The organism is Halomonas profundus, from assembly GCF_020865425.1.
GTDB classification, from domain to species: Bacteria; Pseudomonadota; Gammaproteobacteria; order Pseudomonadales; family Halomonadaceae; genus Vreelandella; species Vreelandella titanicae.
The window spans coordinates 243,381-261,241 of sequence record NZ_CP086344.1 but is presented as its reverse complement, the minus strand read 5'-3'; the positions used below and the strand labels follow the sequence as shown (position 1 = coordinate 261,241).

Below are 17,861 nucleotides of genomic sequence, written 5' to 3'. Positions count from 1 at the left end.
ACAGCCTTTAATCGCAGATCGCTTGCAAGGCCGCCCATTCAGCTGGCGTTAGAATCGCAGTAGTACCGCCTTGGCTTTCAGCTAATTGCTGGGCCTGGGTACCGCGCCAGCTGGAATCAGGGTGTGTAGATAAATGCTCGGGGGTAGCAATATCACCGTCCTCCAGCCCCTCGATCCGCGTAAAAAAGTTTGCAAACCCAGCCGCATCAACTTCCGCCGTAGCGAGCATTTCGAGAGCAAAACGGTCTGCTTCGACTTCAGCCTCCCGGCTATAAGAAGCAGTAAGCAAATGCTCACCCACCACCGCGGCACCCGCAAGATCGCCAAAAACCATGCTAAGCAGCCCCGCTGCCCCCGCCGCCCGTAATGCTTGCCGCATTGGGTCTCGCCGCTCCACATGGCCAATTTCATGAGCCAGTACCCCCGCCACCTCTTCGGGGGACTCAGCCTCTTCCAGCAATGCATTCAGGATAACCACCTGCCCGCCGGGAGCGGCAAACGCATTGACTTCAGAATGACCGAAAACCTGAATGTCTATGGCGTAGTGCATATCACGCCCTGCAGTCAACCTCTCCAGCATCGTATCTAGCGCCGCCACCCCCTCAGGAGAATCGCAGCGCTGCATGCCTGCGTTTGAACTACTTAGCACCCATTCGATTTGCTGGGTAACGGCTTTACCAAACGCAACTTCGCGCTCGATAGGAATGGCCTGAGCCAGGATATTGGCCATGCCCGGCAAAATAACGAAAAGCATCAGCGCAATGGCCGCCACCGCGCCCGCTCCCCATCCTGCCATGCGCAACCAGGTTCTTTTACGGACATCACGGCGGAAAAGATCAGGCTGTGTGGCACGCAACCAAGCAATAAAGTCGTTATCAGTGACAATAAGCCGTGCAGGATCTCTCTCGTCAACAGACGAGACATAACGGGTCAAGGTCAGCTGTTTTGTACTCGAACTATCACGGAGAGCACGAAGATCGGCGAGTTCCCAGCGAGCAGGTTCAGCTAGCGTTTCTGCGTGGATGACCAGCGCCTGCTGGTCATCTAACACCGAAATGCACACCTCATGACGATAGGCCGTCACGCCGTCAAAGAATTGCGCCTGCAACATTAAAATGCGCCAGCGACATCGAGTGCATCAGCCACGCCCTCAGCACCAACGGCATCATCTGCCTGACGCTGCTGGATTTGATGTAAAGGCTCGGGATTTATGATACTGAATGTCTGAACATAATGACCCAGTATAGGCTGAGTAATCATCACCATCTTCATTGCCTGAAACAGCAAAAATAAAAAGATATAGCTCAGCGCACCACCGACGAGGGCAAAAGTGACTGACGAAATACCAAAATCAAAAACGGCCGTCATAACGCTTATTATAAATAACGACATCACCCCCATCCCGACACCTGCAATTAAGTAGATCCGGATAATAGCCCCCGTTCTAGGCTCAGCCTTAAAGCTAACCTTCTCGCCTAACATCTTGTGAGAAGTCATATAAGCAAAACTCTTAACCTGGTAATACACAACACCGATAGCCACCCAAATGCTACCAACAAAAAGAATGGCTGACGCCAAGCCGTCATAACCCCAAGCAAAAACACCTCCGCTTACCAGCAGAATGACGATGCCTATAAACAAATGCGTTAGCGACGAGTAAAGACGCGGCCAAGACCCACCTTGCTTAATACGAACATCACCATAGTAACTCCGCTCAGCCATATACTGCTCTAACTTGAACGTAGCCAGTGGGGCCAGCGCACCCAATGTTACGACCGTCAGCAACCTGTAACCGATGGCACGGATCACATAGCCCCAAGCGCCTTTTTCCATACTAAAACGAATGCCGCACCACCGCGTTCGACTCATCATGTATCGGCGTTTTTGATAACTGGCGTAAAAAAGAAGAGGCAAAACAGCAAGAATGTGTATATACACAACAACCAGATAACGGGCTTGTTCAGCTGGATTAGTAGCACTCGACGAGACGCTAAACATTGAAAGGCCGAAGTAGAAGAGCAGCATCTGGAGAACGCCGAGATACACCGCCAGAATAACCAAAGCAATGAGAAAGCCAACAAACTTTTCAAGCCCTGTCCCCGTGTACTCCAAGGCAGAATCATTGGCGCTTGTAGAGCCCCAAAGATACTGACGGATGCGAGTCGTTTGCCAGAAACGGTAAATCCCCAAAGTAAGGATAGTGAGTAAGCCGGTCTTAAAAACCAGAAAGAAAAGCGAGAGACTATCGGGCTCTTGACGAGCGGCAACGCTTTTCGGTTCAGACGCTAAGTGATGAGTGTCCATGCGGGAAAGATCCATGTCTTTTAACGTTAGTGATATAGCTTAATTTGACGTCTAGCTAAATAAGTATATCTCAACGCCGCACAAAAACTAAGTAGGCTTTGCCATTAATTGCAATTAGATAACCAGAAATCGGCAGAAGGACTCAATTCTCGCCACTTATGACGGTTCATGCACATTCCGAGTAGCCGTGATAAGCCTCAAGCGCAGCGGTGCCACGAGCACACACTTTAATAAGCTTATGCCGCTGGCCATGCTTTCTGAGCGGCCTATATGGCAACACCTACTCTGCCACCTAGTCCGGGGCATGCACATTTCGAGTACGTTAGCGCACCCGCGAAAGCACCGCGCAGAGGTGCCACGGGCACACACTTAAATAAGCTTACGCCGCTGGCGATGCTTTCTGAACGGTCTATATGGCAACACCTACTCTGCCACCTAGTCCGGGGTCATGCACATTTCGAGTAGCGCGGCGTAAGCGTTAGCGCACCCGCGAAAGCACCGCGCAGCGGTGCCACGGGCACATACTTTAAATCTATAGCCATACTGCCTGGGCGGCAGCTAACCGACTAACCGCTAATCAAAAGGAGGTGGGTATTTTCTGAGCTGCCTGGGCGGCAGCGCACTAGAGCATATCAAAATTAATGTGCTGATTGTTAAAGAGCTTTAGCCAAAAAAAGCGGTATCACCCTTTTTCGAGCGACACCGCTAAGTGATTGATTATTGGTCGCCTATTTTCATGTTAGAAAAAAGGGTCAAAACCACGGCACTGTGGCGTCAGGGCTTAAGCCATAGTGATTAAACGAACCCGCCACCGGTTTTTCCTGAGGCTTGCCGTGTTCAATAAACAGGCTAAAGCGCTGCTGGGTGGAGCGGCTGTTTATTTGCACGAAGGGTAGCTCAATGCGCCGCGCCGCTAGCTTGGCATAAATCTGCTGCGCTTCATCTTCCGAAATGTCATGCCGCTTGGCATAGCGTTTGGCACGGCTTGGGCTGCCCATATTGAACTGCTTGCGCGCCACGTTGAAGTGCTGAGAATTGGCGGGCACGGCAAGCACCTCGCTGACTTGGGTGTGATCACGCATGCCGGTTAGCCAGTCAGCGCCCATCAATTGCCCCAGCCGTGCCTGAGTGCCATGCAAACGCAGGTGATCACCTAATGTACGAGCACGGACTCCATGCTTATGGCCTGGAAAGCTAACGCCTATATCCGTTGCCTGTAGGTCAAATAGCACTCGATGCAGCTTGTTGTAGAGCGCGCCCATCAGCATCGGCGTAGCGAAATCGGGGTCGGGCCTTAGCCGAATATCAATATAGTGATCCATGGTTTACCCCGCTTCGCCGAATACACCGCCGCGAATCAGGGTCGCCATAACAAAGTGCTGATCTTCTTTCGTAGGTACTTGATCCTTGATCATCCAGTTATCTAGCAGAGAGTAGAAATCAGCCTTCTGCTTGGGCTGGCGGTACGCTTTGCCCTGCGTGGTCACTGAGCCATACGGCTCAACAGCAATAGGGCCTAGGTCTTCATCGTTTTCATTGGGGTACCAGGTGTCGATGGTACGAATGGCATTACCCAGTTTCTGCGAGTGAATACCGGCAATCTTGCTAACGTGATAAAGCGTTTTGCTCTTATCCCCCCGGCCCCGGTCAAGAATCAGCTCTTGGGACGGGAACACTTCTTGGCCACTGCCCACACGCACATAAGCCACTACCTCAAGCAGTAAGTGCTGCTCACCCGCCAACGCGGAGGCGATAACACCGGCGAGTTCTTTAAGCTCAGCGGTGTCCTCGAAAGCTCGTAACGAAAGCGACAGTGCATCAAACGTCCACTCTTTGGTGGTTTTACCCTGCGCCAATTGTCGAACGCTTACCTCAACTTGCTCTGCGCCCATGCGGTTACGCCACAGAAAGCGGCCATTAGCGAGGTTATTGGCGTAACGATGTGCCAGCTCGCCGAAGCCTTGTGCTTGTTTATACTCGGCAACTGCCTGTTCCAGCTTGGCTTGGTACTCGGCGTTATTACAGGCCGAAGGTGTTCCAGCACCGGCTAATACACGCAACGTAAAACGCGCGACTAAGGTATCTGCATTGTGGGGTAGCGTGGCGACATCGACGGTTTGTAGGTTGGGGTTTTCAATCGCGGCATCTAATTTAGCGGGATCTTGGTCTTTCGCTTTCAAGCGATTAGAAATAGTGCCGCGCACCGATTTTTCACGCACCTCAACCGGCTGCCACTGCTGTTCATCTTCCCGCTTCTCCCAACTGCTGGCGTAGAGCAGCGCATCTGAGGGGTCGAGCTTGCGCTCAAAAGCGAGGACGGAAGCGGTTTTAAGGGTATCGTTTTTAGCCATGATAAAGCTCCTTGTTTACTGTGCTGTGGCGCGAAGGTGGTAATCGTTATTAAGACGGTAGAGGCCCGCTTCTTCGTCGTTATCAACGTACCAAAGCAGGTCTTCAGGTTGCTTCATGCGGTGTGGGCTAACCCATTCACCAATGGAGTAGAGGCTTTCGACAAAGCGGAACGGGGTCTTGGTATCGCGGGCGTTAGCCACTTCTCCGGGCTGGAAAAGGTCGGAAATAGCGCCATAACCAACTGGAATCGGCACAAGCCAGCCGCGATAGGGCCGCTGCGTCTGCCAAACGGGCTTCTCGTTGGGTTCACCTTCATTCTCTAACGTGCAAACATGGTTAAGACGAGAGAGGTCTAACCACGCATCCAGCAAACTGGCCTCAGGGTTGTGTTTTTGCAGCGTTGTGAGGTGTTCGGTGAGGTAGTCATCGCGCAGGGTCAGCGCAAAGCCCGGCAGCCAGTGGCGCTTCAGTCGAGCGAACTGCTTGTAGCGTTCATCTTCGTTGTCATCAAGCATGACCCATTGCGGGCGCTGCTTATGGCTCGACACGTTGCGATTGGGCACCACACTGCCACCGGCAATACGCATGCCCGATACAATCTCACGGATTTGGTGGGCGATATCCTCATGCTCGCTTTCTGCAGCGCCGGTATCAATCGCGAAGATCAGCGTGATATCCAGATGGATACGCCCTTCTTCTACAATCGCTGCCGTACCACCGGTTTTGTCCACCGGGTTGCGCGTCAGGTGAAAGCCACGAATGTAACCACCTTCAGTGGCCTGGGCTTCAAAGTCGTGGCAAATAACCCCAACGCGACCTAACGAAACGGGAAGACTTGCCTCTGCTAACTTCCGCTCCAGAGCATGCATCAAACCTACAAAAGCACTCATGGCAGGAAAGCCCCAGGTCATTGGGCTGGAAATCGCGTTGGCGTTTTGTACCCGCAGGCGCGGCAGGACTAGGAGGCCTTTCATTTCACTCATCGTCTAGTGCTCCTTGCCATGCATCTAATTCTGTTTCTAGCGATGCCATCCAGCGGCGATCACGATCCAAAACGCGCTGATGGGTAGCGTCTTCTTTCAGCTTTTTCTGCCAATGGAGAAACTCAACATCACCTACACTCAGTTTTTTGCTTAGCTTTTCGTTAAGCCAATTGGAAAACCGTTGGCGAACAGTAGCCGCCCAGTCGATGTTCTTGCGACCTTGTCGAAACTGCTCATCGTCCTCGGCACGCTCTGGATCAAGCCAATAAATTTCCTCAACAGGCAGCTTGCACTTTTCGTTGGTACTCCAACCTGCTGGCAGCTCATGGAATTGGCTTGTGAAAACCATCAGCTCATCTATGAGAGAGCCATGAATATTGTCTACCCGTGAACGGGTATGAACATTCGGGGAGGGGTCACTTGAGAGGAACCAGGCGAGGTTGCTTAAACTTTTCTTAACACTGCTTAGTTTTTCAAAGCGCTGGAAAATAGAATCCACATTATATGGCGGGCTGACCTTTTGCTTTTCCCAACTAGGAGGCATTGAAGCCAATAAGTAATTATTGCCGCCCCGCTCGCTATTCAGTTGCGAGATATTCTGCGGCTTGGTGCCGCCCATTTTCTGTACGGCTAGATTGGGGTAGCTGTGTACCGGTTGACCAGCGTATTTCCCTTCCCGCTTGGCTTTACGTGACTCTTTGGCTTCTTCGCTAAAGCGGTCATGGTTAATAGTTTGAAAGACACGGTGCGCCAGCGAGGTGGCATAGAGAGGGGCCAGCAGATGGAAGTTCTCAGCGTCATTTTCTACGTCTGCTGCATCATCACCCACCAGCCAGTAGAGTTGCTTGCCCCGGGTATGTGAAGCATGTTCACCGCGCGGCTCAGTAATCGCAGCAAAGGCGTCGATCCACGCCTGAGCTTGTTCGGGATTATCACTTAACGCTTTTGCTAGCTCAGTATCATTTTCTAGCACACGTTCAAGCAGCGATTTACCTTCATACTCCAGCTTCAAAAATTTATAAACATCTAATGCCGCAGCATTACCTACTACATCGCCTGCAAAATCAGCGGGTAGCGCGTGACTGCCTACAAGAAAATGTTTGTTTAGCGACTCGGGAGGAGCGTAAAGGTTAGAGCCTTTGGCATCGGGGTGAATAGGTTTGAGGGAGTGGGTAACGACTTGCAGTTGACCAACGCGCCTGGCTGCATCGTTGATCCAGGTATCGAACTGAAACTGATCGACCAACACCTGGTATTTCGGGTCATCGGGAAGTAACTTTTCACTTTTTGAACGAAAGCGTTCGCTCAAAAACTCTTTTATTGTTAATCCTAAACTCGATTGTTGCTCACTTGCGGAATCAGACATAAAGCAGAGCCTCTTTGCATCAATGCAGATATCGTGCAAAATATGCTCTGAGGTCTCGACCTCAGAGCATAAGCAGGTTATCAACTAACCCGCTGCTCTACTCTTCTAACGATGTGGTAATTAACCACACTAGCATCCTCCTTCTCTTCCTCAACTGGGAGAGTCAGATACAGTCGATTATTCCGTACTTTTTTACCCGTGAGCGTTGCAGCGCTCACGGGTTTACTTTAGTGTGCTCAAAGGTCTACGTCAAGAGTATTATTGAAAGTAGATTGCAGACGCACCTAATGGTGTAATGGATAAAAACCGAACAGGTAGCTTAGAAAATTACCCCTTTGGGTTCATTTGCTACGATACTCTGCCGCACAGGCAGCGGGCCGGTGTCTATCACCGGCCTTCATTTACTCCTCCAAAATCCCAACACCGGGTGATACCCCCACCGCTGGTTTCTAGCCGAGGCGGTTACCGTGCCGAAGGTACGCGCGGCGCGATCAAGGGAGATATCCAGGTCTTCCGCTAAGTCAGCCAGCGCCGTTAGGTAATCACTTGCACCCCAGGGTTGAATCCGCTCACCCTGCTCTTTTGCTAGATTTACCCGCACCAGCAGGCTTTCTTCCACCGGAACGTAGAGCTTTTCGCCTCGCCTTGCGCCATCGTCTACGCGATGTAGCGTCCAGGTTTCGCCGCCCTCGTCCGGCAACAGCGCTAGCGTTATCTCGGGTTCGAGCTGCTTGCGAAATGGGTCACGCTGAATCAATACACCGGTTAAATGCAGTTGCGGCATCCCATGCCAGCTATAGGCTCCCAAGGGCGGTGGCTTGGGGGTTTTACCGATTCGTAGCTCTTTTTTGGTTAACGGCTCGGCGGGCTGCTCAATCATCAATTGGTGCAGCCGCTCGTGCTCCAGGTCTACCAGGCTATCTTTGGCGTGGAGCGTTTCTCGCGCCAGCACGCGGGGGCGTGCATCGATCACCTGATACTCATCTGGCGTAAGAAGTGTGTTAAGTGAGTGGCTATTAAGACGCCAGGCCATCTTCGTTTCGAAGCCTGGCTTATGAAAAGCGGGTTCATCCCCGCGCTCCAGGTGCTTTAGGTTGGTCTCCAGGAGCAGAATATTCGCCACCTCGCAGGCCTGCTCACGGTGACGGCGCACCCGGCCCGCTAACTGAATAATCGAACGCATGGAGGACGGTTCAACAATCGCCCAATCATAATCGTGGTCGCGACCCACTTCCGTTACCGGCGAGCCAAGCACAATAAACAGGTGGTCGTTCTCTTCGCTGCTATCCATCAGGCGGCGGATATCCGGCTGCTGGAATACGCGATCTGGCTCAGCCCGTTGCAGTGTTCTATCTAACCGGCGCTCAATTTCTGAGCGCATGACCAACGGGTGTCGGGAGTGGTAGGCGCAGAGGTGAATGCGCACACCTTCAGGGGCACCCTGCTGAAAAAGTGCTCTGGCTACGTCCACCAAGGGGTCGATATTGGCCATTCGAATCAAACCAAAGCTGACGCGTTTGCTGGTGTGAGGATCAACGGAGTGGTGCTGCTGGTGAAGCGCTAGCGCATGCTCGCGTAGCAGCGCTGAAACCGCGGGCCTAATTTCTTCTGGCCGTTTACCCAGCGATGGCAACGACAAAATATCGCCACGGCGGCGCACCGGGCTAGTAGATAGGCGCTCTAACCGACGCTTGGCAAAGGCCTGATGCGCGGTCTTGAAAGTCTCGTTACTGGCGCAGTTTTCATGCTGTCGGTCGTGCTCGTCGAACCAGGCGCAGCAAATATCGGTCGCTAATCCCGGCTCGCCGCGATGACGCTGAAAGGCTTCACGACCGCTGCGATAGGCTTCATACAAACCCTCCACCAGCGCAGGCGGCAAGGTGGCCGATGAAAGCAGTACCCGTGACCCTAGCAGCCCAGTCCAATTGACGAGCCGGGTAAGCGCCGGTAGGTCGTTGATATCGAAATCGTCGATCTCATCCAGCACTAGGTCACTGCTCATTAGGCGCAGCATGGGCACGATTTGACGCCCGCCCCGGGTGCTCTCCGTGGCAGGCACAAGATGATCAACTGTACATACCAAAATGGGGGCGGCAATCAGCGCGCGGGTGCCCGGCTCATCGCTCAAACGACGCAGCACGGGGTGGCTATCAAAATTGCCGTCAAACACCACGTGGGCATCTTCTTCTATCAGCGCCTGATTGGATGCCGAGCCGCTGGCTTCGGCTTCCTGCTCGTAGTGCTCAAACAGGGCTTTATTGGCACTGCCACCTACCCGCACGGCGAGTTCATCTTCGCCCAGATGCAGACGGTCACGTAATGCTTGGCCAGTTTGCAGAGTTAGGGTGCGCAGCCCTAGGGCTATGCTAAAGCGCGCACCCTGCTGGGGATCGGCCAGAGCGTACATAATGCGGCCATTCGCTAAGGTTTTACCACAGCCGGTGGACGCCATATTGATGCCAAAAAAGCCCTGCCGTTGGCTACGTTCCCTAAGCGATTGGGCCAGATCAAAGGCTTTATCCTGCCAGCGAAACCGTGGGTGACTGCTGCGTTTACGGAAGCCTTTATGGCGCGCTAGACGTGGTAAGTGGCTGTCAACGCTGGGTAGCGCACGGGCGACCGCGGCGGCATGTTTTTCAACTCCCAGGATATGCTCATCCAATAGCTGATTGGGCTTGCCGGTTTTGCGCACGGTATTGGCAATCAGCGGGTAGTTGGGCTCGCCGCGCACGCGATGCTGGAGGTCTTCCAGGCTAGAGTAGTGGTGGTCAGCCAGCATTAAGCTAAGCCGGGCTAAGTGCATGACATAGCGGCTTTCCAGCCAGTGACTGCTATTTTGCAGCCGCGCCTGTAACCGTGTGGCAAGCTTGGTAGCACGATCACGCCAGCGTGGGGTACTAACGGGCAATCCACTCTTGAACTGCCAATAGGGCGCGATGCATTTAGGGTCTTGCGTTTCAGGAATCTCGTTCCACTCGGCGTTTATCGACTCAAATAACGCGGGCAGTTGTTCGGCCTGTAGGGGCGCATTTCCTCTCCCCCATCGCCTTTCATTTTCGCCAACTTTTTCCGGCGGTTTTAACGGTAGCCGGTGGTGGCTAAGCACCAGCCAACCCAGCGCAGCCGCCAGCGGCGGTAATCGGCTGAACACTGCCGAGGTAGGAGCGTCTATTCCATCGCGCTCCAATCCACCTAACCAGTCCTGCGTTTGATAGTCGCCTTCCGCGAGGCGCGCCAACCAAGTAGCGTCATCGTCACTGCCTATAAACGCTTGGAACAAGCGCAGCGATATCCACTCATGACGGTATAAGTTGCGCCCTTCTACTTTGCCTTTTAGCCGCTGCTGAAAGGCGTCGCAGGCTTTGCCCAGGTCATGCAGTAGCGCAGCCAGCGCGGTGAGCAAAAGGATATCTTCACCATTGTGCCAATCGTTTTCATCACGACTGCGCAGAATATCGCGGGCAGTGATGTTGGTCGGCACTGCGCCCTGGATATTAAACCGCGAGGCATCCCCCACCACCCACACCAATTCGCTGTGGTCATGGCCACGAATCCAGTGGCAGGCAACGGCGGTGTTCTTACGCGCTTTCTTACGCAGCAATTTGCGCAGCGTATCCAACCCGGCCTGGGTGATCGGTGTTTGCCAAGTGCGATCGCCCCGGCGTTCGGCAAACTGGTCGAGTATGCGGCGCGTCTCTTTCAGGGCGTTCTTGTTGCACTGGGAAATCAACAGCACGTTCATGCTTCTCCACTCCCCAGCGCTTGGGCGACGTCTTTGAGGGTATCAATCATAAAATCGAGGGATTCGGTGCGGGTTAAGCGCTCGATGCAGGCTTGGCGAAACTCCTGCTCTTCATCACCACGCATGGCGGAAATAAACGCCTGAGGCAGAATCACCGCGTCTTTCACTAAGTCCGCCACATCAAAGACTAGGCCGCCCCGGCGGGTTTTACCGTGGAGCACCGCAAGCCCATGGGGTATTCCCAACACCCAAGTGGCGGTCGCCGCCAGACCATAGGCAAGATAGTTGCCGTGATCGAGAAAGCGGTTGGCAGGATCGGTGCCGGTACCGCGTTTGGCACGGGTGAAGTCGCCGTAGTCGACCGCATTAACCGCCAGCTTAAACAGCGTTTTGGTTAAACGCGCTTCCAGGGTCAGTAGGTCAACGGTGCTGGGGGCTTTGTTGATTGCTTCACGGTGGTGGTTCAGCGCGCTATGCAGGTGATCGGTGGAAATACTAAAACCAGCGTCTTTCATCACGCGGCTTGTCCACAGCGATTCAATACGCGCCAAACGCGCCTGCTGAAATGCACGGGCGGCATCCAGGCGTTTTACATCATCAAACCAGAAACGCACCCAATATTGCAGGTACTCTGTGGGCCGGTATTCGCTTTGCGGGGTCAGCCAGGCGACATCCACATCAACCTCATTGGCGGCAAATAACGGCGTACCGCCCCCACCACAAAACCCCACCAGCACCCCAGCTTTCGCCAATTCGCGCATAGCCGCTTGGGTAATCGAGGTGCCAGTACCCAACAGTATCGAGGTGGTGTTGGCAATGGGAATATTCCAGTATCGGGATTTACTGCCCTCATCGGTGACATACTCCACTCGGCCACCGTTCACCAACACCCGGCAATGCTGCAGGTAATAGAGGTTGGCACGCTTGGAATGAAGAATGGTTTTTAGGTCACTGGGCGAAAAGTCATCCATGCGGTGCTCCTGATTATCGTCTTCCCCCATCTAACCATCCTTCACCCCGCAGCACCATTGACCTTAGTCATACTTCGCCACCCCTGAATCCCCCCACGTCTCATTTGTTTTGCGTGCTACGCTTAGCGCGACTGCTCCCCCTATATAGGCACTTCACCATGCATGCTTTTCGTCTTTTTGCCGCGCTGGTTACCACCTTGGTGATCACTCTGCCTGTCTCTTTACACGTCCAGGCTCAAACCGAGGGACAGTGGAGTGAGTACGATGATGTGTTTGAGGACGGCGCACGCCACGCTAATATTTGGCAGTGGGGTTGGACGGGCATTTACGCCACCAGCCTGTCGGTAAACGCTTACCAATCCAGCGAGGCGAGCGATCCGGATGACCGCTTTGATGCACGGGTGGGTGTGGTGAAATCAGCGCTGGCCTTGGGTGGTATGCTGACCGACCGCCAGCCGCACCCCGAGACACTGGCCGAATATGAGCGTTTGAAAGCCAGTGGCGATTTAAGCGGCGTGCAGGCACTGGGTTTACAGCTCGCCCAGGCAGAGCGTGAGCGGCGCGGCTGGGGCGCCCGGGTGAGCTCACTCGTGGTGAATGGCGTGGCGGGTGCAGTGATTGCCGCCGATGGCAGAAAAAGTGATGGTGCTATCAACTTTGCTACCGGCATGCTGGTCAATGAGCTACAAATTTGGACACAGCCGAATCAGGCGTCTTCTACGATTAATCGCTTCCAACCCGCTAATCTATCGCTGGGGCCGATCACTATTCCCGGTGAATACGCGCTGCATGTAGCGCCGCAGCAGCTAGGTGCTACCTGGCGCTATTGATACACCCTACGGTTATTCCCTTAAAGCGCTGGCGACGGTTTTCCGCTAGCGCTTTATCGTTGCTAGCGCGGCGTGAACGAGTAAAATACTCAGCAATTTTTTGGCTTTGCCAAACGTTATGTTATAACCTATTTGAAATTATACGAGGCCGCTTGATGAGTGAGCATACGCACCGCCATAACAAGGAGGGCCCTTGTCACTTCTCCTTGATGTCGCTATCGGCTGTTAAACGGCTGCTGTTTGTTGCCGTGCCGCTATTGGCGCTGTGGGGCTTGGTGGTTTGGGCTAGCGGGTGGTTAGGATGAGTCAACGCTCTTTATCACGCTTACAGCTGCACAACCTGCACTTGGCCCAGGCGCGCCGCACGGTGCTGGAACATATCGAGGGCGACTTTAAGCCGGGTGCGATTACCGCGCTGATCGGCGCTAACGGCGCCGGTAAAAGCACGCTGATTCAGGCCATTATGGGTGAACTTCGGCCTATTAGCGGCGAGGTGGTCTGCACCGTCGCGAAAGAGCGCCGGGCGTGGCTGCCACAGCAGTTGGCGCTGGATCTCACCTTCCCGATGAGTGTGGAAGAGTTAGTCATGACCGGCAGCTGGCCCAGCCACGGCGCGTTAACCGGCTATTGTGCAGGGCACTACCGTAAAGGCCGCGAGATTATGGCGCGGCTGGGTATTTCGCACTTGGCCCACCGCCCGCTGGGCGAACTTTCCGGTGGCCAGCGCCAGCGTGCACTGATCGGCCGTACGCTAATGCAGGAAGCCGAGCTACTGCTGCTTGATGAGCCGTTTGCCAACGTGGATAGCGAAACCGTGGATATTTTGATCCGCATCCTGCGTCAAATGGCGGACGACGGCGCGACGATCATTGTCGTGCTGCACGATATGGATCACCTGCGCCGCCTGGCCGATGAAGTGCTGATGCTAAACGGCGGCCATGGCCGTTGGGTGGCGCCCAGTGCGCTGACCCATCAACACGCACCCGCTCAGGTAGTGCCGTTTACCATGGGAGGACGCCATGCTGGATCTGCTTAATGCGTGGTTTGTCAGCCCGTTCGATTACGGCTTTATGCGCCGCGCGGTAGTGGGTGGTTTGGCGCTTTCGTTGGCTGCACCGCCGCTGGGAGTGTTTTTGGTGCTGCGCGGCATGAGCCTGATTGGCGATGCCATGGCCCACGCGATTCTGCCCGGCGTCGCGCTGGGGTTCCTGCTGGCAGGTTTTTCGCTGCCGATTATGAGTATTGGCGGGGTGTTGTTTGGGTTAATGGTGGCGCTGCTGGCGGGGGCGGTCTCGAAAATGGGCGGCCAGCGCGAAGATGCCGCCATGGCGAGCTTTTTTATTATCTCGCTGGCCGCAGGCGTGATGCTGATTTCGCTGGGCGGTAGCAGCGTTGACCTTACCCATGTGCTGTTCGGCTCGATTCTGGCGATCAACTCCACCGCGCTGTTGCTAATCGCGGGTATCAGTACGCTGATTGTGCTGACCCTGGCAGTGGTGTTTCGCGCCCTGGTAGTGGAGTGCTTGGATCCACTGTTTTTGCGTGGCCAAAGCCGCCGCAGCGGTTGGGTACACAGCGTTTTCCTGGGCCTGCTGGTGCTGAACCTAACCGCCGGCTTTCAAACCCTGGGTACGCTAATGGCGGTGGGACTGATGATGCTGCCCGCCACCTCGGCGCGCTTTTGGAGCAAACGCCTGGAGGGCTTGATCGGCATCGCGATTGTGCTGGCCATGGTGGCGAGCACCGGCGGCCTGCTGCTCTCTTTTCATCTGGATATCCCCTCTGGCCCGAGCATTATTCTGCTGGCGGGGTTCGGTTATCTCTTTTCGGCCCTGTTTGGTCGCTACCACAGCTTGGCAGCCAAGCTGCGGCGTAAAACAACGCCGCTTGAAGTGGAGCAAGGGGCTTAATTATCAGTCTTCATGCTTATCGTAAGGAGTGTTGTATGTCGCTTGCCTATTTATCATCTCGGCCTTCGCGCTGGTTAGTCGGTGTTTCCGCGCTGCTGGCGCTGCCTGCTGCCATGGCTAATGAGCGCGTGCAGGTGGTGACCAGTTTCTCTATCCTGGCGGATATGGTCGAAAACGTAGGCGGCGAGCATGTCGAGGTGACCCCGCTGGTGGCTGCCGATGGCGATGCCCACGTTTACTCCCCCAGCCCCGGCGATGCACGCTCCCTGGCCAATGCCGATTTAGTCGTTTTCAACGGCCTGCTGTTTGAGGGCTGGATGGAGCGCCTGATTAGCGCCAGCGACTACAACGGGCCGATGGTCACCGCGACCGATGGTATTGAACCGCTCTCTTTCGCTGCACATGAAGAGCACGGCCATGATGATCATGACGAGCACGACCATGGGCACGACGACCATGACCACGAAGAGCATGCCGATGAGCACGCGGGGCATGACCATGGCAATCAAGATCCTCACGCCTGGCAGGATATGCACCAAGCCGAGGTGTATATCGCCAATATCCGCGATGGCTTAATCGCCGCCGACGCAGATAACGCCGATACCTACCGCGCCAATGCGGAGCAGTATTTACAGGAAATGGCCGAGGTAGACGACGAGATTCGTGCGCTGATTGACGAGATCCCGGCCTCCACCAGCGTGATTACCGGCCACGACTCCTTTGGCTACTTCTCAAGCGCCTACGGGGTGACCTTCCTCTCTCCGGTAGGGCTTTCCACGGAAGCCGACCCCAGTGGCGCCAGCATGGCGGCGCTAGTGGATGTGATTGAGCAGGAGAACGTGAAGGCGCTGTTCCACGAGAACATGACCAACCAATCGATCATCACCCAGCTCGCCGAAGAGACCGGCCTGCCCATTGCGGGCACGCTCTACGCCGATGCGCTGGCAGCAGAGGGCGAAGCGAGCACTTATCTGGGTATGATGCGCCACAATGCCCATGTGCTGCACGACGCGTTGGCCCAGCCGGGTCATAACGACCACGACCACGACCACGACCACGACCACGACCACGACCACGACCACGACCACGACCACGATGATCATGGTCACAGCCACTAAGCAGTTAACGTCAATAGTGCTGCTCAGGCATTAATGGCCGTGAGCAGCCATTCCCGGAAGGACGCCATGGCGTGGGTTTCGGGGCGTGTCTGCAGGCGAGTCAGCCAGTAACCGCCTAGGCTAACAGCGGTGTCGAAAGGCTGTATCAGTGCGCCGCTGTTTAGTTGGCGGGGAAACATCAGCGGTGGCGCCAGCGCCACGCCTGCCCCTTGTAGGGCTGCTTCCACCATGGCGATGGAAGAATCAAACACAATGCTGTTGGTCATCGGAAAGCTGCGTGGTAGCCCTGCCGCCAATAGCCACTCTGTCCATTCATCGGCGCGATAAGAGCGCAGCCAAGTTTCCCCCAGCACATCGGCTGGGGTGTTAAGCCGCGCGGCGATATCAGGTATGCACATTACCGAGAGTGACGCTGGTAGTAGCGGCTGCGCCGCGGTGCCATGCCAGGCCCCTGTGCCAAAGCGGATCGCAAAATCCAGCCCCTCGCCGGCAATATCCGCGCGGTTGTTATGGGTGGAGAGCCGTAAATCGACGTAAGGGTACTGGCGCTGAAAGTCTCCCAGTCTCGGCAGCAACCAGCCGACGGCAAAAGTCCCCACCACGCCGACGTTTAATACCTCCCGATAGCTGCTCTCGCCCACCCGCTCCAGCGTGTGGGCTATCTGGTCGAATGAACTCTTCAATACCGGCAGCAGCAGCTCGCCCTCCTGGGTAAGCATTAGCCCCCTGGGCAAACGCTTGAACAGCGGCACCTTCAACCGCGTTTCGAGCAGCTTTACCTGGTGGCTTACTGCCGCCTGGGTCACATGAAGCTCTTCTGCCGCGCGAGTAAAGCTTAAATGCCTGGCCGAAGTCTCAAACGCGCGCAGCGCCTTCAACGGCAAGTAGGGACGCACCAACTTGACCCCCAAATTTTTCTAATGGCTTATGCAAAATATCGCTGTTTGTGAATTGCCGCAGCGCGCCGTAAGTTAAACCCTGTCACAGGCTTTGCGTCTGGAAATAACTCTCCGCCCTCTCTTGGTATTAATCACAACAGGATTTTGGTATGCGTAAGATGTTAGCAGCAAACTGCGGCCTTATCATGACAGGTTCGCTTCTACTCAACGGCTCTGCATGGGCTTCCAGCACGCCTGAAAGCGCCGATATTGAGGCCCTGGTGAACGACACTATCGTGCCTTTGATGACCGAGCATCGTATTCCAGGCATGGCTATTGCGCTGAGCATTAACGGCCAGCAGCACTACTTTAATTATGGCCTCGCTAATCAAGAAGCGGGGATCCCGGTCACTGATGAGACGCTGTTCGAACTCGGCTCTATCAGCAAGATTTTCACGGCTTCACTCGCTGGCTATGCCCAGGCTAGCGGCGCCCTCTCGCTTTCCGACCCGGCCAGCCGCTACCTGCCTGAACTGGAAGGCAGCGCCTTCGATGAGGTCACACTGCTGGAACTGGGCACTTACACCGCGGGCGAGCTGCCGCTGCAGTTCCCTGAGTCGGTTCAAAGCGAAGAGGCAATGATCGACTACTACCGCCAGTGGCAGCCTGAATCCGCCCCTGGCAGCCATCGGCTCTACTCCAACCCGAGCCTGGGCCTGTTCGGTTATCTCACCGCACAAAGCCTTGGTCAGCCCTTCGAGATGGCGATGGAGGAGGCGCTGTTTACCCCGTTAGGGCTTGAGCATAGCTACTTTCAGGTGCCTGAAGCGCAGCAGGCGAACTATGCCTACGGTTACTCTAAAGAGGATGAACCCATTCGGGTGAACCCAGGCATGCTGGATGCCCAAGCCTACGGATTGAAATCGACTGCCGCAGACGTACTAACGCTGGTGGAAGCCAATATGAGTGGTGCTGAGCTTAATGAGCCACTAAGCCAAGCCTTGGCCGCTACGCGCACGGGGTACTTTGAGGTCGGCAATATGACCCAAGGATTGGGGTGGGAAAGCTATGCCTCCCCAGTGGCACTCGATCAGTTACTGGCAGGCAACTCGCTTGAGATGATTTTGCAGCCCAACCCTGCCAACCGCTTAACCCCACCGCTAGCCCCCAGGCAGGAAGCGCTCTATAACAAAACCGGCGCTACCAACGGCTTTGGCGGCTACGTGGCTTTTGTACCCAGCGAGCAAATCGGCATTGTGCTGCTGGCTAACCGCAACTACCCCAATCAGGCGCGCATCGAAGCTGCACACCATATTCTTACCAAGCTGACTGAAGCGCCCTAAGCAAGCAGCCAGACAACCTGATGCCGCCTTCATGAACTGCACCCCAATCGTTGGATATTCATCC

15 protein-coding genes are annotated in these 17,861 nt (G+C 55.0%); 6 read left to right on the top strand and 9 right to left on the bottom strand.

Annotated elements, in window-relative coordinates; genetic code table 11:
* Positions 1-7: 7 nt before the first annotated feature.
* From LMS44_RS01210 to cas1f, 8 genes are all read right to left on the bottom strand, one after another.
* Positions 8-1,111 carry a M48 family metallopeptidase gene (locus LMS44_RS01210; protein WP_159175925.1) on the bottom strand — a complete coding sequence of 368 codons (1,104 nt, stop codon included), beginning with the start codon at positions 1,109-1,111 and terminating at the stop codon, positions 8-10.
* Positions 1,111-2,304, bottom strand: coding sequence for a DUF898 family protein (locus LMS44_RS01205; RefSeq protein ID WP_342411055.1), 1,194 nt, complete (start codon positions 2,302-2,304; stop codon positions 1,111-1,113). Before LMS44_RS01205 ends, LMS44_RS01210 begins: the two co-directional genes overlap by 1 nt.
* A gap of 752 nt (positions 2,305-3,056) precedes the next feature.
* Entirely contained in the window at positions 3,057-3,626 is a 570-nt protein-coding gene (cas6f, locus tag LMS44_RS01200; protein ID WP_278371743.1) for a type I-F CRISPR-associated endoribonuclease Cas6/Csy4, read from the bottom strand.
* 3 nt (positions 3,627-3,629) lie between these two features.
* The gene (csy3, locus tag LMS44_RS01195; RefSeq protein ID WP_159175921.1) at positions 3,630-4,655 is read right to left on the bottom strand and encodes a type I-F CRISPR-associated protein Csy3; all 1,026 of its coding nucleotides are present in this window, start codon (positions 4,653-4,655) and stop codon (positions 3,630-3,632) included.
* 15 nt (positions 4,656-4,670) lie between these two features.
* A complete protein-coding gene (gene csy2, locus LMS44_RS01190; protein WP_278371745.1) occupies positions 4,671-5,639 on the bottom strand; it encodes a type I-F CRISPR-associated protein Csy2 in 969 nt (322 codons plus the stop codon).
* The gene (csy1, locus tag LMS44_RS01185; protein WP_159175919.1) at positions 5,632-7,005 is read right to left on the bottom strand and encodes a type I-F CRISPR-associated protein Csy1; all 1,374 of its coding nucleotides are present in this window, start codon (positions 7,003-7,005) and stop codon (positions 5,632-5,634) included. Before csy1 ends, csy2 begins: the two co-directional genes overlap by 8 nt.
* 397 nt (positions 7,006-7,402) lie before the next feature.
* Positions 7,403-10,747, bottom strand: a complete 3,345-nt coding sequence (gene cas3f, locus LMS44_RS01180; RefSeq protein WP_278371746.1) for a type I-F CRISPR-associated helicase Cas3f — start codon at positions 10,745-10,747, stop codon at positions 7,403-7,405.
* Entirely contained in the window at positions 10,744-11,748 is a 1,005-nt protein-coding gene (cas1f, locus tag LMS44_RS01175) for a type I-F CRISPR-associated endonuclease Cas1f (protein ID WP_022520844.1), read from the bottom strand. The genes cas3f and cas1f overlap by 4 nt, the downstream gene beginning before the upstream one ends.
* Before the next feature lie 128 nt (positions 11,749-11,876).
* On the opposite strand from cas1f, the gene LMS44_RS01170 reads away from it, so the two are divergent.
* The 5 genes from LMS44_RS01170 (at position 11,877) to LMS44_RS01150 (ending at position 15,576) form a co-directional block, all read left to right on the top strand.
* A complete protein-coding gene (locus tag LMS44_RS01170; RefSeq protein WP_190374140.1) occupies positions 11,877-12,548 on the top strand; it encodes a hypothetical protein in 672 nt (223 codons plus the stop codon).
* A 155-nt stretch (positions 12,549-12,703) separates the two neighbouring features.
* Positions 12,704-12,853, top strand: coding sequence for a hypothetical protein (locus tag LMS44_RS01165; RefSeq protein ID WP_162836274.1), 150 nt, complete (start codon positions 12,704-12,706; stop codon positions 12,851-12,853).
* Positions 12,850-13,584, top strand: a complete 735-nt coding sequence (locus LMS44_RS01160) for a metal ABC transporter ATP-binding protein (RefSeq protein ID WP_035539377.1) — start codon at positions 12,850-12,852, stop codon at positions 13,582-13,584. Before LMS44_RS01165 ends, LMS44_RS01160 begins: the two co-directional genes overlap by 4 nt.
* Positions 13,568-14,458: a metal ABC transporter permease gene (locus LMS44_RS01155; RefSeq protein WP_009288130.1), complete on the top strand. Its 891-nt coding sequence runs from the start codon at positions 13,568-13,570 to the stop codon at positions 14,456-14,458. The genes LMS44_RS01160 and LMS44_RS01155 overlap by 17 nt, the downstream gene beginning before the upstream one ends.
* Before the next feature lie 35 nt (positions 14,459-14,493).
* Positions 14,494-15,576 carry a TroA family protein gene (locus tag LMS44_RS01150; protein WP_498946667.1) on the top strand — a complete coding sequence of 361 codons (1,083 nt, stop codon included), beginning with the start codon at positions 14,494-14,496 and terminating at the stop codon, positions 15,574-15,576.
* Positions 15,577-15,599: 23 nt separating this feature from the next.
* Here the strand turns inward: LMS44_RS01150 and LMS44_RS01145 are convergent, their stop codons facing one another.
* Complete coding sequence (locus LMS44_RS01145) at positions 15,600-16,472, bottom strand: LysR family transcriptional regulator (RefSeq protein WP_342411058.1); 873 nt, start codon at positions 16,470-16,472, stop codon at positions 15,600-15,602.
* A 161-nt stretch (positions 16,473-16,633) separates the two neighbouring features.
* Here LMS44_RS01145 and ampC point away from each other — a divergent pair, with 161 nt between their 5' ends.
* Positions 16,634-17,797 carry a class C beta-lactamase gene (gene ampC, locus LMS44_RS01140; RefSeq protein ID WP_414727628.1) on the top strand — a complete coding sequence of 388 codons (1,164 nt, stop codon included), beginning with the start codon at positions 16,634-16,636 and terminating at the stop codon, positions 17,795-17,797.
* Positions 17,798-17,861 lie beyond the last annotated feature (64 nt).